The sequence below is a fragment of the Burkholderia sp. AU17457 genome (assembly GCF_002223255.1).
GTDB lineage: Bacteria > Pseudomonadota > Gammaproteobacteria > Burkholderiales > Burkholderiaceae > Burkholderia > Burkholderia sola.
The window spans coordinates 1227757-1242626 of sequence record NZ_NKFB01000003.1 but is presented as its reverse complement, the minus strand read 5'-3'; the positions used below and the strand labels follow the sequence as shown (position 1 = coordinate 1242626).

Genomic DNA, 14870 nt, shown 5'->3' with positions numbered 1-14870 from the left:
CAAACGCCGGCGCAGTGAATCGCGCCGGCGGGCCGTCGGGGACGCGGCGCGCTGTCGTGGCGCGCCGCTTGTCGTTATGGCGTTACTGCGGCTTGTAGATCGAATCGAACACGCCGCCGTCCGCGAAATGCGTCTTCTGCGCATTCGTCCAGCCGCCGAACGTGTCGTCGACCGTGTACAGCTTCAGCTTCGGGAACTGCTTGGTCAGCTCCGCCGGCACGTTCTTCGAACGCGGCCGGTAGTAGTTGCGCGCCGCGATTTCCTGGCCCTGCGGGCTGTACAGGTAGTTCAGGTACGCCTCGGCCAGCTTGCGCGTGCCCTTCTTGTCGACCACCTTGTCGACCACCGCGACGGGCGGCTCGGCCAGAATGCTCACCGACGGCACGACGATCTCGAACTTGTCGGTGCCGAATTCCTTGACCGACAGGAATGCCTCGTTTTCCCATGCGATCAGCACGTCGCCGATGCCGCGCTGAACGAAGCTCGTCGTCGCGCCCCGCGCGCCCGAATCGAGCACGCCCGCGTTCTTGTAGAGCTTCGTGACGAATTCCTTCGCCGTCTGCTCGTTGCCGCCCGGCTTGTGCAGCGCGTACGCCCACGCGGCCAGGTAGTTCCAGCGCGCGCCGCCCGAGGTCTTCGGGTTCGGCGTGACGATCGAGATGCCCGGCTTGGTCAGGTCGTCCCAGTCCTTGATCCCCTTCGGATTGCCCTTGCGCACGAGGAACACGATCGTCGACGTGTACGGCGACGCATTGTCGGGCAGGCGCTTCTGCCAATCCTTGTTCACCAGCCCCTTGTTCGCGAGCGCGTCGATGTCGTACGCCAGCGCCAGCGTGACGACGTCGGCCTGCAGCCCGTCGAGCACCGAGCGCGCCTGCGCGCCCGAACCGCCGTGCGACTGCTTGAAGTTGACGGTTTCGCCCGTCTTCGCCTTCCACTCCTTGCCGAACGCCTGGTTGAAATCCTGATACAGCTCGCGCGTCGGGTCGTACGACACGTTCAGGAAGGTCGTGTCGGCCTGCGCATGCGTCGCGACGCCCAGCGCCGCCGCCGCGCCCAGCGCGAGTGTTGCGATCAGGCGGCCCACTCCGCCCACCAGCCCCGTATTGCGCTTCGCCATCCTTGGTTCTCCAGTGTTGTCGGTGTTGCGATGTCGGGCCAGTCTATCGAACGGGTTACATGATTAAAAATAATCGTTCCTTATTTTTTAATACTCAAAAGTGCTAACGCATACCGGATGGACGGTTGCGGCGGACAAACCGGCGTCAAGACGTCGCGAAATCACGCCGGAACCGACGCGATCGCGTCGAACCTCAAGTAACACTTGAAATTCCCCAAGTACTGTATAAAAATACAGCTCACTGTCTATCCATACAGTTGAGCCATGACCAAACTCACCGCCCGCCAGCAGCAAGTGTTCGACTTGATCCGTCGCGCGATCGAGCGCTCCGGATTCCCGCCCACCCGTGCCGAGATCGCGGCCGAGCTGGGCTTCAGCTCGCCGAATGCCGCCGAGGAGCACCTGCGCGCGCTGGCGCGCAAGGGCGTGATCGAGCTGGCGGCCGGCGCGTCGCGCGGCATCCGGCTGCTCGGCATCGACGACGCCCCGCACCAGTTCACGCTGCCGCACGCCGGCCTGATGCAACTGTCGCTGCCGCTCGTCGGCCGCGTCGCGGCCGGTAGTCCGATCCTCGCGCAGGAGCACATTTCGCAGCACTACGCGTGCGATCCCGCGCTGTTCACCAGCAAGCCCGACTACCTGCTGAAGGTGCGCGGCCTGTCGATGCGCGACGCCGGCATTCTCGACGGCGACCTCCTCGCCGTGCAGAAGCGCACGGAAGCGAAGGACGGCCAGATCATCGTCGCGCGTCTCGGTGACGACGTCACGGTCAAGCGCCTGATGCGTCGGCCCGGCGGCCTCGAGCTGATCGCGGAGAACCCGGATTACGAAAACATCTTCGTCAAGGCCGGCAGCGCAGATTTCGCGCTGGAAGGCATCGCCGTCGGGCTGATCCGCTCGGGCGAACTCTGACATTCCGTCTCGCTAGGAGAACATCATGGAACGCCTTTCCCGCCTGCTGCCTTTCCGTCAATTCGGTCGCCTGCGTCATCTGCGCGGCCGCACGCCCTGCGCACCGCTGTCCGCGGCGGCGCCTGTGCAAGAAGAAATCGCAGTCGAACGGCAGGCGTCCCTGCTGCCGTCAGCGCTCCCCGCGTTCGCCCGGGTATCGCTGAACGCCGGTCTGAATCATGCGGAGCCCGCGCGCCGTGCGCCGGTGCGCGTCTATCACGGTCGGTCGCGCCTGATCATGGTGGGCACGATCGATGCCGTGTGCCGGATGATCGATCGCTGCATCGCGGAGGAACGATCGGCCACGCCGGGCGGTCTCTGATTGGGGAACCTTCCCGCACCCGGAGGCAACGTGACTGAATCGTCGCGCCGCGCTTGGCGAATCAAGCCCCTGCTGATCGTCGCGCTGGTCGTCGCCCTCATTGCGGCGCTCGGCTATGCGTACGCGTCGCCCTATGTCGCGCTCGGTCGCCTGAAATCGGCGATCGATGCACGCGATGCGCAGGCGATCAGCGAGTATGTCGACTTTCCGGCGCTGCGCATCAGCCTGAAGCAGCAGGTCACGGAAGAGTTGATGCGCCGGATCGACGCAATGAAGAAAAACAGTCCGTTCGCGGTGATTGGCGCGCTGATCGGGTCAGCACTGATCGGCCCGCTGGTCGATGCGTACGCGACCCCGGAGGGCGTCGCCGCGTTGATGAGCGGATTGCCGCCGCGCGGCAATCCCGGCGAGCGCCCGCCCGAATGGTCGAATCAGCCGCCAGCAAACAATGCGTCCGGCAACCCGCCTGCCGCACCGCCCGCCAATCCAGCGCCGGCAAGTGCTGCGGTACCGGGCGGCAACGCGGCCGCTTCGGCGGCATCGTCGCCGGCACCCGCGCCCGCCCCGCCGGCCAGCCCGAGCGAAACAACGCAAGCGCCGCGCCAGCAGCAAACCAGCGCGGGCTACCGGAATATCGATGAATTCGTCGTCACGTATCAGCGCAGCGCCGATGGCACGCGCTATGCGGCGATCTTCCACCGCTTCGGGCTGTTCTCGTGGAAATTGTCGGGGATCGACCTGCACGCATAGCAAGCCGCGCTCGATGCGCGCACCGCCGATGCAGCGCGACGCCTGACCGGCCCGCATCGCCGGTCGGGCTGTCAGGCGGGTCATCCGGCCTTTAGATCATTGGCCGCTCGCCGTGGCCGCTTCACGTTCGCGCGCGATTTCGGCCTTCTGCTCTTCCGCCGACGAGCACGCGACCAGAATGCTGCAGTTCACGCGATCGAGCAGTTGCGTATTGCCCGACCCCATCCACCATCTCGACAGTCCGCTGCGGCACCGGTGGCCGACGACGACGAGGTCGACCTTCAGCTCCGACGCGAGATTCGCGATTTCGTCGATCGGATAACCGAATGCGAAATGGCCTTCGGCCTGGACGCCCCGCTCGCGCAGCCAGTTCACGCCTTCCTGCAGGATTTCGCGCGCGGTTTCCTCGAAGCGGCCGCATGCGACGTCGGTCAGCAAACCCGCGCTTTGCGCAATGCTCGAACGCATGTCCACGACCGACAGCAAATGCGTTTCGGCCTTCAGGTCCATTGCGAGATTGGCGCCGTAACGCAGCGCCTTGCGCCCTTCGAGCGTGCCGTCGTAACACAGCAAAATCTTGTTGTAGCTAGCCATGAAGCCTCCCTATCGCGACAACGAGCCTACGCATTCATCATGGTGCGCCGCAATTCAGGACGCAAGGGATGGAAAACGCTGATTCGCCCCGCGCGGCGCGTGCGCGATGATGCAGTGCACGATCGTCGCGCGCTTGCCCCGCACCGTGCACGCATGCCCTCAAGCGAGGCAGCCGATGCACTAGAATGGCCCCGTTCCACATCCAGCGGGCCACCTCGCGCCGGCATCGTATGCTTCGGCCATGCCCGTGTGACCTGCCTGCGCGCGATCCGTTCGCACACCGGCCACACACCGGGCAGCGGAACGCACCCGCTTACAACGACAACACGCCCATGTCCGTCGCACCGATCGATTTCCGCAACGTCGAAAAGCGCTATGGCGACAAGCTCGTCGTCGATGGCCTGTCCTTCAACGTGAAGGCCGGCGAATGCTATGGCCTGCTCGGGCCGAACGGCGCCGGCAAGACCACGACGCTGAAGATGCTGCTGGGCCTCGCGCATCCCGACGCAGGCACGATTGCGCTGTGCGGCGAACCGGTTCCATCACGCGCGCGACATGCACGCCGGCGAGTCGGCGTCGTCCCGCAGTTCGACAACCTCGACCCCGACTTCACGGTCCGGGAAAACCTGCTCGTGTTCAGCCGCTATTTCGGGATGTCGGCACACGCGGCACGTGCGCTCGTGCCGCCGCTGCTCGAATTCGCCAAGCTGGAGAACAAGGCCGACGCGAAGGTCGGCGAGCTGTCGGGCGGCATGAAGCGCCGCCTCACGCTCGCCCGCGCGCTCGTCAACGATCCCGACGTGCTGGTGCTCGACGAGCCGACGACGGGCCTCGATCCGCAAGCGCGGCACCTGATGTGGGAGCGGCTGCGCTCGCTGCTCGCGCGCGATCGAGGAAGGCCGCAAGATCGCCGAAGGCGCGCCGCATGCCCTGATCGAATCGGAGATCGGCTGCGACGTGATCGAGATCTACGGGCCCGATCCGGCCGCGCTGCGCGGCGAGTTGTCGGCATTCGCGAAGCACACCGAGATCAGCGGCGAGACGCTGTTCTGCTATGTAACCGACCCCGAACCGGTCAGCGCACGACTCAAGGGCCGCCCGGGGTTGCGCTATCTGCATCGCCCGGCCAATCTGGAGGATGTGTTCCTGCGGCTCACGGGCCGCGAGATGCAGGACTGATCGACCATGGACGTCCGCAACTATTCCGCCACCACGCCATCGGCCACGCCGCGCGCATCGCGCTTCGCGATCGCGATGCCGGCGAACGCAAGCAACTGGGTCGCCGTCTGGCGGCGCAACTATCTCGTGTGGCGCAAGCTCGCGCTCGCGTCGATGTTCGGCAATCTCGCCGATCCGATGATCTATCTGTTCGGGCTGGGTTTCGGGCTCGGCCTGATGCTCGGCCATGTCGACGGCGTGTCGTACATCGCGTTCCTCGCGGCCGGCACGGTCGGCTCGAGCGTGATGATGTCCGCGAGCTTCGAGTCGATGTATTCGGGTTTCTCGCGGATGCACGTGCAGCGCACGTGGGAAGCGATCATGCATACGCCGCTCGCGCTCGGCGACATCGTGCTCGGCGAAATCGTCTGGGCGGCCAGCAAGGCGATGCTGTCGGGGAGCGCGATCATGCTCGTCGCGGGCGTGCTCGGCTACGCGGCGTTTCCGTCGATGCTCGCGGTGCTGCCCGTGATCGCGCTGGCCGGCCTCGCGTTCGCCAGCCTCGCGATGATCGTCACGGCGCTCGCGCCATCCTACGATTTCTTCATGTTCTACCAGACGCTCGTGCTGACGCCGATGCTGCTGCTGTCGGGCGTGTTCTTCCCGATCACGCAGTTGCCACCGCTCGCGCGGCATGCGGCGCAGGCGCTGCCGCTCGCGAATGCGGTCGAGCTGATCCGGCCCGCGATGCTCGGCCGGCCGGCGGCCGACATCGCGTTGCACCTCATGGTGCTCGCCGGCTACGCGGTCGGCGGGTTCCTGCTGTCCGCGTGGCTGTTCCGGCGGCGGATGATGCGCTGACGGCCGGCGCGCCGGGCACCGGCTTCATGCGACGACGTTACTCGTCGTCGTCGCTCCACGGAATTTCGACGTCGGTCAGGAACGCGACGGTCGCGAGCGGGCCGCCTTCCTGGCGGCCGAGCTTGCCGTCCGCGCGATGCCATTCGACGCGGAACTGCGTGCCCGGATCGTCGGCCACCAGATAGACCGTGCGCAGTTCTTCCTTGTCGGCTTCGTCCACCGGGCCGTCGAACGACACCAGCATCTTCTGCGGCCACAGGCCGTTGACCGGATCGTAAATGCGATCGCCTTGCGGAATGTCGATGCTGGCCTCGACGCCGATCGTTGCGGATGCCTCGATGATCATCGTGCCGAGTGCGTGCAACACGGCAGTCGCCCGCGCGGAATTGGCCTGGCGGATCGCGAGATCGCCGCGCGTCAGCGCCTTTTCGAGTCGAGGATGGATCTTCGGTTGGGTCATGCGTTTTCCTGTTTGCTTCTTGTAAAGGGCGCCGCACGCATGAAGCGGCGGCGCCGGATGAATACGAATGCGACGGTTGCGCGAGGCCGGCGTGTTGCCCGCGTTGTCAGAATCCGAACGCGATCGCGAGCAAGCCGCTCACGATCCCGAATACCACGACGAGGGTCGCGACGATCGCCAGCATGTAAGGCTTGAACGAACGCGCGAGCATCGCGAGCGACGGCACGCTGATCGGCGGCAGCGTCATCAGCAGCGCGGCGGCCGGACCGACGCCCATGCCGAGCGACAGCATCGCCTGGATGATCGGCACCTCGCCGGCCGTCGGGATCACGAACAGCATGCCCGCGACCGCGAACGCGACGATCCAGCCGAGGTGATTGCCGATGTCCGGGCCGATGTGCGGAAACAGCCATGCGCGCGCGGCGCCGAGCAGCAGCACGAGCACGATGTATTCGGGCACGAGCCGCGCGGCCATGCGCGCAAGCAGCCTCATCCAGCGGACGAACGGATTGCCGGCCGCGGCCTGTTCGGCCGCCAGCGCGGCGAGCTGCGCATCGTCGATGCTGCGGTCTTCGGGACGTGCGATGCGGTTCAGCAGATAGCCGATCCCGAACACCATCGCGATGCCCAGCACGAGGCGCAGCGCGCTCCAGTGCCAGCCGAGCACGAAGCCCATGAATACCAGCGCGGCCGGGTTCAGCACCGTATTGCCGAGCCAGAACGCGACCGCGCCGCCCGGCGACGCATGGCGCGCACGCAAGCCCGCGACGACCGGCGCCGCGCAGCACGTGCACATCATCCCGGGCAGCGACAGCAGCCCGCCCGCGGCGACGCTGCCGAATCCCGTGCGGCCGAGCACGCGGGCCACCCAGTGCGCGGGCAGCAGCGCCTGCACGGCCGAGCCGAGCAGCAGGCCGAGCACCATCGCCTGCCAGATCGCCTTGCCGTATGCCCATGCGTAGTCGAGCGCCGCCTTCAGCGACGGCTCGGGTGCGGCCGCCGACGTGCCCATCAGGATCGACTGGCCGATCGAATGGTGCTCGGCGGCAACGAATGCCTTGTTGTAGTACGGGAACCATTTTACGTAGAACAGTCCCGCGACCGCGATCAGCAGGAAGGTCATCCAGCCGAGGGCCGGATTGGGTTGGGTGCGTGTGGTCGTCATCGTGTAGTGATCGTCGATTGGTTTTTGTCGGTTTCGGATGTCGTTCCGGCGGCAAGCGCGGCCGATGCGGGCAATCCGGCCCGCGCGAGTTCGGCCAGCAGCGTGCGCGCCTGATCGCGCACGTCGGCCGCGTTGGGCCGGAACGTGAACGTCAGCGCGCGGTTCGGCTTGTCGTATGTCGCGCGATACGTGCGCGCGTAGGCGGGATCGTAATGTCTGTCGATCAGTTCGGTGAACAGATCGACCCGCGCGCCGGCATCGATCAGTGCCTTCCAGCGCATCACCTCTTCGCGGCTGTGCAGGCCGATCAGCCGATGAAGCTGCGCCTTGAATGCGTCCGGTTCGTCGAACAGGTGCGCGTAATCGTCGAGCAGGAACGCGATCCGCTCGTCGTGCGCCGCCTCGACTTGCACCCACGGCCCCGCGTGAAATGCCTCGATCAGCGCGATCGGCAACTGCACGAGCCCGATCCTGCGGCTTTCCGACTCGACGAACACCGGCCATTGGGGGTCGAAACGTCCGAGCGTCTCGACGAGCCCCGAATCGAACCCCTTCTGAGCCGGCTGCGGCGTGCCCGGCAGCGCGCCCAGCAGCGAGCCGCGATGGCACGCGAGCGCTTCCAGGTCGAGCGTCTGCGCGCCCACGTCGCGCAGCGCGTTCAGCAGGCGTGTCTTGCCGCAGCCCGTATGGCCGACGAGCGCGATGTAGCGAAAGCGCGTCGGCAGCGAATCGAGGGTCGCGCACACCGAGCGACGGTACGCCTTGTAGCCGCCGTCGAGCTGGCGCGCCTTCCAGCCGATCAGGTTGAACCAGGTCGTCATCGAGCCCGAACGCTTGCCGCCGCGCCAGCAGTAGATCAGCGGCCGCCAGTTGCGCGGCCGGTCGGCGAACGTCGTGTCGAGATGGCGCGCGATGTTGCGCGCCACCATGGCCGCCCCGACGCGCGTCGCGTCGTACGGCGACACCTGCCGGTACATCGTGCCGACGAGCACGCGCTCTTCGTTGCTGAGCACGGGCGCGTTCAGCGCGCCGGGGATATGGTCCTCGGCGAACTCGAGCGGCGTACGCACGTCGATGATCTCGTCGAACTCGCCGGCGCGATCGAGGGTGACAATCAGGTTCTTCAATTTGGCGTCGAACAGGGGGCGATGCGGCTCGGGGAGCCGCATGGGCACGGAAGGCGGATTGACGATTATCTCACGGGCCGGCGTCCCGGGGCTCGCGCGGCAGTCGGCGGCGACGACGCGGCCTGCATCGCGTCGATCAGATGGTCGCGGAACGCGCGCACCGACGCAGGCAGATCGCGGCCCGCCATCGTCTGCACCTGGATGCTGCGTTCGCGCAGTTGCGGGTTCGTCACGGGCACGACGACGAAGCCGTCCGCATCGGCGCGATCGCGCACCGACAACAACCCCGTGAACATCACCGCGCCCGTGCGGCGCGCGTAGCCGTACATCGCCGCAGTGTTGTTGCTCGTCAGTTCGGGCTCGAGCAGCAGCCCGTCGAGCGCGCACGCGATGTCGATCAACTGGCGCACCGTCGTGCCGGCCTCGGGCAGCACGTGCGCGTGCCGCGCGACATCGGCAAGCGACACCGCGTCGCGCGCCGCGAGCGGATGATCGTGCCGGACCAGCGCAAAGACCGGCGCGCGCTCGGTGTGGTCGACGCGCACGCCCTTCTCCGGCGCGAGGCTGAACGTCAATGCGATGTCCGCATCGCCGTCGCGCACGCGCCGGGTTGCGTCCGCCGGCGATACGACCCATACGGTGAAATCGACGCCCGGGTGGCGCGCCTTGAAGCTCGCGAGCACGCCGGGCAGAAAATCGATCGCGAACCCTTCCGAGCACGCGATCTTCAGCAGGCTGCCGTGCAGCGCGTCGAGTCCGCCGATGTCCTTCATCACGTGCTCGGCCTCCAGCAGGCTGCGCTGCGCGAACGCCAGCAACCGCTCCCCCGCCTCCGACAGCGCCATCCCGCGCGGGCGCCGCTCGAACAGCGGCGCGCCGAGCTCGCTCTCCAGCTTCGCGATCTGGCGGCTGATCGCCGACACGGCCACGTGCAGCCGCGCGGACGCGTCGCTGATCGAGCCGGTACGCGCCACCTCGACGAAATACCGCAACGCCAGGCCATGCAGGAAAGCCGCCATCGCTCTGTCTCCGCACCGCATCCGGGTGCGCTGCTTTGCCTTTTTGGCAAAGAAAGGTTCGAAATTCGATCATTGTGACAAAAAAACCGGCTTTCTAGAATCGATCGCACTTCACGTTGCCTGCGCGGCCCGCGCACGGCGAACCCGACCGAGGAGACACGATTTGAGCCGTACCGCCGCCATCCAGCACGCGCTGAACCAGTTCGAATCCGGTGCGTTCTTCACGACCCTGAGCCGCCGCGTCGGCCTGCGCACCGAAAGCCAGGAAAGCGGCAGCGAAGCCGCGCTGCGCGCCTATCTGACCGACGAGATCGCGCCCGAGGCCGCCCGCCTCGGTTTCACGTCGCGGATCGTCGACAACCCCGTAGACGGCGGCGGCCCGTTCCTGCTCGCGTCGCGCCACGAAGACGACGCGCTGCCGACCGTGCTGATCTACGGCCACGGCGACGTCGTGCGCGGCTACGACGCGCAGTGGCGCGCGCCGCTGTCGCCGTGGACGCTGACGGCCGACGGCGACCGCTGGTACGGCCGCGGCAGCGCCGACAACAAGGGCCAGCACACGATCAACCTGGCCGCGCTGGCGAGCGTGCTCGAGGCGCGCGGCGGCCGGCTCGGCTTCAACGCGAAGCTGCTGATCGAGATGGGCGAGGAAACCGGGTCGCCGGGCCTCGACGCGCTGTGCCGCCAGGAGCGCGACGCGCTCGCGGCCGACGTGCTGATCGCGTCCGACGGCCCGCGCATCGCCGCCGCACGCCCGACGGTCTTCCTCGGCTCGCGCGGCGCGGTCAACTTCAGGCTGAGCCTGCGCGCCCGTGATGGCGCGCATCATTCCGGCAACTGGGGCGGACTGCTGCGCAATCCGGCGATCGTGCTCGCGCATGCGCTCGCGAGCCTCGTCGACGCGCGCGGCTCGATTCGCGTCGCGGGGCTGCGCCCGCCGCCGATCCCGGCCGCGGTGCGCGACGCGCTCGCCGATCTTTCCGTCGGCGGCGGCCCCGGCGACCCGGCGCTCGACGCCGACTGGGGCGAGCCCGGGCTGTCCGCGGCCGAGCGCGTGTTCGGCTGGAACACGTTAGAGATCCTCGCGTTCAAGGCCGGCAATCCTGAGCACCCCGTCAACGCGATCCCGCCCGCCGCGTATGCGCACTGCCAGCTGCGCTTCGTCGTCGGCACCGACTGGGAAGCGCTGAAGGCGCACCTGCGTGCGCACCTCGACACGCACGGCTTCGCCGACATCGAGATCGACGTCGAGCGCGGCGCGCCGGCAACGCGCGTGCCCCCGGACGATCCGTGGGTTCGCTGGGCCGTCGCGTCGCTCGCGCGCACCACCGGCAAGAAGCCCGCGATCCTGCCGAATCTCGGCGGCACGCTGCCGAACGAGGTGTTCGCCGACACGCTCGGGCTGCCGACGCTGTGGGTGCCGCACTCGTACCCGGCGTGCTCGCAGCACGCGCCCGACGAGCACCTGCTCGCGAGCGTCGTCAGCGAAGGGCTGCAGATGATGGCCGGCCTCTTCTGGGATCTCGGCGACGACGCGCCGTCCGTTCGCCGCACGGCATCCGCCGCGGCCGGCGCCGCCCTGTAACGCGCTTCGCCCCTTTCACGGGACCTGCATACATGATGAATACGACCACCCTCACCGCGCAGGACGCCGCGCGCCCGAGCGCCGCGAAAATCCGGCGCATCATCTTCGCGGCGTCGATCGGCAACGCGCTCGAATGGTTCGACCTGATCGTCTACGGCTTCTTCGCGGTCACGATCGCCAAGCTGTTCTTCCCCGCCACGAGCGAAGCGACGTCGCTGATGCTGACGCTCGGCACGTTCGGGCTGTCCTACCTGATCCGGCCGATCGGCGGCTTCGTGCTCGGCGCGTACGCCGACCGCGCGGGCCGCAAGGCATCGCTGCTATTGTCGATCGCGATGATGATGGCCGGCACGCTGCTGATCGCGCTGATGCCGACCTACGCATCGATCGGCATTCTCGCGCCGCTCGGGATCATGCTGTCGCGGCTGATGCAGGGCTTTTCCGCGGGCGGCGAATTCGCGAGTTCGACCGCATTTCTCGTCGAACACGCGCCGCAGCGCCGCGGTTTCATGTCGAGCTGGCAGTTCGCGAGCCAGGGCCTCGCGACGTTGCTCGCGTCGGGCTTCGGCGCGCTGCTGACGGCCACGCTGACCTCCGCGCAGCTCGAAAGCTGGGGCTGGCGCGTGCCGTTCCTGTTCGGGCTCGCGATCGGCCCGGTCGGGCTGTATATCCGCCGCTACGTCGACGAAGGCGTCGAGTTCAAGACGCAGGCGCGCTCCGAGGCGCCGGTGCGCGAGCTGTTCGCGGACCAGAAGTTGCGGCTGCTGCTGTCGATCGGCGCGCTCGTGATCTCGACCGCGATCAACTACATGATCCTGTACATGCCCACCTACGCGATCAAGCAGCTCGGCTTGCCTGCATCGACGGGCTTCGCGGCGACGCTCGCGACCGGCTTCGTGCTGACGCTCGTCACGCCGGTCGTCGGCCACCTGTCCGACCGCACCGGCCGGATCCGCATGATGGCGGTCGCGGCCGTGCTGATGCTCCTGACCGTGTGGCCGACGTTCGCGTGGCTCACGCGCCATGCGTCGTTCGCGACGATGCTCGCCGCGCTGATCTGGATCGGGGTGCTGAAGGCGATGTACTGCGGCGCGCTGCCGGCGCTGATGGCCGAACTGTTTCCGTCGCAGACGCGCGCCACCGGGCTCGCGGTCAGCTACAACACCGGCGTCACGCTGTTCGGCGGCTTCGCGCCGTTCGTCATCACCTGGCTGATCAGCGCGACCGGCAACCGGCTGTCGCCCGCGCTCTATCTGATGGGATGCGCGCTGCTGAGCCTCGCCGCGCTGTTCGTCGCGCGCACGCGGCTGAAGATGCGCTGACACGAGAAACGACGGCGCGGCACGGCGCTGCCGCAACCGCTCGACTCGGCCCGTCGCGGCATTGCTGTCGCGCGGGCCGCGTGCCGTTTACGGCGCCGGATTCGGCTGCCGTTCGTGCAATGCGTCGATCTCGGCGAGGATCTCGTCGGACAGCGTCACGTCGATGCTGCCGATGTTCTCCTTCAACTGCTCGAGCGACGTCGCGCCGATCAGGTTGCTGCGCACGAACGGGCGGCTGTTGACGAACGCGAGCGCCAGTTGCGCGGGCGACAGCCCGTGACGCCGCGCGAGCGCGACGTAACGCGACGTCGCCTCGACGGCGTGCGGCTTGCTGTAGCGCTGGAAGCGCTCGAACAGCGTGATGCGCGCACCGGCCGGACGCGCGCCGTTCTCGTACTTGCCGGACAGCCAGCCGAACGCGAGCGGCGAATAGGCGAGCAGGCCGACGCCATCGCGATGCGTGAATTCCGACAACCCGTTCTCGAACGTGCGGTTCAGCAGGCTGTACGGATTCTGGATGCTCGCGATGCGTGGCAGCCCAAGCCGCTCGGCCGCGCGCAGGAACTGCGCGACACCCCATGGCGTTTCGTTCGACACGCCGATCGCACGCACCTTGCCGGCCTTCACGAATTCCGCGAGCACGCCGAGCGTTTCGTCGATCGGCACCGTGTACGCGTCGTCGACCCATGGATACGCGGGCCGGCCGAACGTGGTCGTGCTGCGATCGGGCCAGTGCAGCTGGTACAGATCGACGTAGTCGGTCTGCAGGCGCTTGAGACTGCCGTCGAGTGCTTCGGTCAGGTTCTTGCGGTCGAACTGGTTGCCCTCGCCGCGAATATGGCGCGGATTGTGCGGCTGCCGCGCCGGCCCCGCGATCTTCGTCGCGAGCACGATACGGTCGCGCTGCGCGCGATGCTGCGCGATCCAGGTGCCGATGTATTGCTCGGTGCGGCCTTGCGTGTCGGGCTTCGGCGGCACCGGATACATCTCCGCGGCGTCGATCAGCGTCACGCCCTGCCCGAGCGCGTAGTCGATCTGCTCGTGCGCGTCGCGCTCCGAATTCTGCTCGCCCCACGTCATCGTGCCGAGACCGATCAGGCTGACCTCGATACCCGAATCGCCGAGTGTGCGGTATTCCATGCTGTTCCTGTCGCGTCGGTGGAAAGCAGGAAAGCTATCACATTGACGCAACTGCTTCACGCAGGCGCGGCGCACGCTTACAGGCGGCCTCCAGCGCTGCCCCGAGCGTTCGCGCGCCCGCCCGGATGCGGCCGCGCTCCGTCACTGCGGTCGCTGGATGAAGCAGGTTGCCGACGCATGCGCGACGATCTTGTCGTCCGGTGTCTTCAGCGTGCCCTCCGCCACGCCCAGCGAACGCGACAGGTGAATCACGCGCCCTTCCGCGATGAGATCGACGTCGCGCGGCACCGGCCGCAGCATCTTCACGTGCAGATCGACGGTGCCGTAACCGACGCCCGCGTCGAGCATCGAATGCACCGCGCATCCGGTGACCGAATCGAGCACCGTCGCGGCGAACCCGCCGTGCACGCCGCCCAACGGGTTCAGGTGCCGGCCGTCCGCCCGCGCCGAAAACTTCACGTACCCGAGCTCGACGTCGAGCGGGCGCATCGGGATCGTCTCGGAAATCGACGCAAGGGGCGCGTCTCCCGACGCGGCGGCACGCAGCAGATCGAGGCCAGACAGGGAAAGCGGGTTCATCGGGTTGTCTCCTGGTTGAAAGCGCGTCGCCGCGCGAGTAAGTTCTAAATTGGAACTCATTATTGTCAACGAGGCCGGCCGTTGTCAACGCGGCTGCGCCCGTTGCGACCGAAGGCGGGTTCTATAATCGAACCCGCTATTTCGCTGAACCGCCGCAAGACCGCCGCAACAGGCAAGAGACTCGACGATGAAATGGGATGACATCGGCACGCTGAACTGTTCGGTCGCGCGCACGCTCGCCGTGCTCGGCGACCGCTGGACCATGCTGATCCTGCGCAACGCGTTCCTCGGCTGCCGCCGCTTCGACGCGTTCCAGGCCCAGCTTGGCCTGACTCGCCACGTGCTGGCCGAACGGCTCGCACGGCTCGTCAACGAAGGCGTGCTCGTCAAGCGCGCGTATCAGGAGCGCCCGCCGCGCTTCGAATACCGGCTGACGGAAAAGGGCATCGACCTCTACCCGGCCCTGCTCGCGCTGATGGCGTGGGGCGATCGCTGGAAGGACGACGGCCAGGGGCCGCCGGTGCAATTACGCCACCGGGCCTGCGGCCAGCTGATGCACGCGGTGACCGTATGCTCGGCCTGTGGCGAACCGCTCGACGCGCGCGACGTGCAGCCCGAGCCGGGGCCCGGATGGATCGCGCCCGACGGGGCCGAGGCGTCCGCATCCACGGATTGACGATGCGTTGCGCGCGGATGTCGTTCCGATGCGCCCGCTGG

15 protein-coding genes and 1 pseudogene are annotated in these 14870 nt (G+C 67.5%); 8 read left to right on the top strand and 8 right to left on the bottom strand.

Annotated features, from left to right (window positions below; genetic code table 11):
- Nucleotides 1-82: 82 nt before the first annotated feature.
- Nucleotides 83-1120 (bottom strand): sulfate ABC transporter substrate-binding protein, encoded by a 1038-nt coding sequence (locus CFB49_RS08425; protein WP_069621441.1) that lies wholly within the window; start codon nt 1118-1120, stop codon nt 83-85.
- A gap of 264 nt (nt 1121-1384) precedes the next feature.
- Here CFB49_RS08425 and lexA point away from each other — a divergent pair, with 264 nt between their 5' ends.
- The 3 genes from lexA to CFB49_RS08405 are packed head-to-tail and all read left to right on the top strand — an operon-like array spanning nt 1385 to nt 3143.
- Nucleotides 1385-2032, top strand: coding sequence for a transcriptional repressor LexA (lexA, locus tag CFB49_RS08415; RefSeq protein ID WP_006476077.1), 648 nt, complete (start codon nt 1385-1387; stop codon nt 2030-2032).
- A gap of 25 nt (nt 2033-2057) precedes the next feature.
- A complete protein-coding gene (locus CFB49_RS08410) occupies nt 2058-2393 on the top strand; it encodes a hypothetical protein (protein WP_069621440.1) in 336 nt (111 codons plus the stop codon).
- 30 nt (nt 2394-2423) lie between these two features.
- A complete protein-coding gene (locus CFB49_RS08405; protein WP_089491123.1) occupies nt 2424-3143 on the top strand; it encodes a DUF2939 domain-containing protein in 720 nt (239 codons plus the stop codon).
- A gap of 96 nt (nt 3144-3239) precedes the next feature.
- On the opposite strand, the gene CFB49_RS08400 is transcribed toward CFB49_RS08405, so the two are convergent.
- Nucleotides 3240-3737: a universal stress protein gene (locus CFB49_RS08400; RefSeq protein ID WP_069621438.1), complete on the bottom strand. Its 498-nt coding sequence runs from the start codon at nt 3735-3737 to the stop codon at nt 3240-3242.
- Nucleotides 3738-4069: 332 nt separating this feature from the next.
- On the opposite strand from CFB49_RS08400, the pseudogene CFB49_RS08390 reads away from it, so the two are divergent.
- A pseudogene (locus CFB49_RS08390) lies at nt 4070-4916 on the top strand (ATP-binding cassette domain-containing protein).
- 6 nt (nt 4917-4922) lie between these two features.
- Nucleotides 4923-5756, top strand: coding sequence for an ABC transporter permease (locus tag CFB49_RS08385; RefSeq protein WP_089491121.1), 834 nt, complete (start codon nt 4923-4925; stop codon nt 5754-5756).
- A gap of 37 nt (nt 5757-5793) precedes the next feature.
- On the opposite strand, the gene CFB49_RS08380 is transcribed toward CFB49_RS08385, so the two are convergent.
- The 4 genes from CFB49_RS08380 to CFB49_RS08365 all read right to left on the bottom strand — a co-directional run bounded on the left by CFB49_RS08380 (nt 5794) and on the right by CFB49_RS08365 (nt 9527).
- Nucleotides 5794-6216, bottom strand: a complete 423-nt coding sequence (locus tag CFB49_RS08380) for a hypothetical protein (protein WP_069621435.1) — start codon at nt 6214-6216, stop codon at nt 5794-5796.
- A 106-nt stretch (nt 6217-6322) separates the two neighbouring features.
- Nucleotides 6323-7381, bottom strand: a complete 1059-nt coding sequence (locus CFB49_RS08375; protein ID WP_089491120.1) for a permease — start codon at nt 7379-7381, stop codon at nt 6323-6325.
- A complete protein-coding gene (gene mnmH, locus CFB49_RS08370; RefSeq protein WP_089491442.1) occupies nt 7378-8508 on the bottom strand; it encodes a tRNA 2-selenouridine(34) synthase MnmH in 1131 nt (376 codons plus the stop codon). The genes CFB49_RS08375 and mnmH overlap by 4 nt, the downstream gene beginning before the upstream one ends.
- 65 nt (nt 8509-8573) lie before the next feature.
- A complete protein-coding gene (locus CFB49_RS08365) occupies nt 8574-9527 on the bottom strand; it encodes a LysR substrate-binding domain-containing protein (RefSeq protein ID WP_089491119.1) in 954 nt (317 codons plus the stop codon).
- Nucleotides 9528-9690: 163 nt separating this feature from the next.
- Between CFB49_RS08365 and CFB49_RS08360 the strand changes: the two genes are divergently transcribed.
- Nucleotides 9691-11112 carry a M20 family metallopeptidase gene (locus CFB49_RS08360; protein WP_089491118.1) on the top strand — a complete coding sequence of 474 codons (1422 nt, stop codon included), beginning with the start codon at nt 9691-9693 and terminating at the stop codon, nt 11110-11112.
- Nucleotides 11113-11147: 35 nt separating this feature from the next.
- Nucleotides 11148-12434 carry an MFS transporter gene (locus CFB49_RS08355; protein ID WP_069621472.1) on the top strand — a complete coding sequence of 429 codons (1287 nt, stop codon included), beginning with the start codon at nt 11148-11150 and terminating at the stop codon, nt 12432-12434.
- Nucleotides 12435-12521: 87 nt separating this feature from the next.
- On the opposite strand, the gene CFB49_RS08350 is transcribed toward CFB49_RS08355, so the two are convergent.
- Both CFB49_RS08350 and CFB49_RS08345 read right to left on the bottom strand, forming a co-directional pair.
- Nucleotides 12522-13574, bottom strand: a complete 1053-nt coding sequence (locus tag CFB49_RS08350) for an NADP(H)-dependent aldo-keto reductase (protein WP_089434974.1) — start codon at nt 13572-13574, stop codon at nt 12522-12524.
- 141 nt (nt 13575-13715) lie between these two features.
- Nucleotides 13716-14153, bottom strand: a complete 438-nt coding sequence (locus CFB49_RS08345) for a PaaI family thioesterase (RefSeq protein ID WP_050012568.1) — start codon at nt 14151-14153, stop codon at nt 13716-13718.
- A 187-nt stretch (nt 14154-14340) separates the two neighbouring features.
- Between CFB49_RS08345 and CFB49_RS08340 the strand changes: the two genes are divergently transcribed.
- Nucleotides 14341-14829 carry a winged helix-turn-helix transcriptional regulator gene (locus CFB49_RS08340; RefSeq protein WP_089491117.1) on the top strand — a complete coding sequence of 163 codons (489 nt, stop codon included), beginning with the start codon at nt 14341-14343 and terminating at the stop codon, nt 14827-14829.
- The last annotated feature ends 41 nt before the right edge of the window (nt 14830-14870 follow it).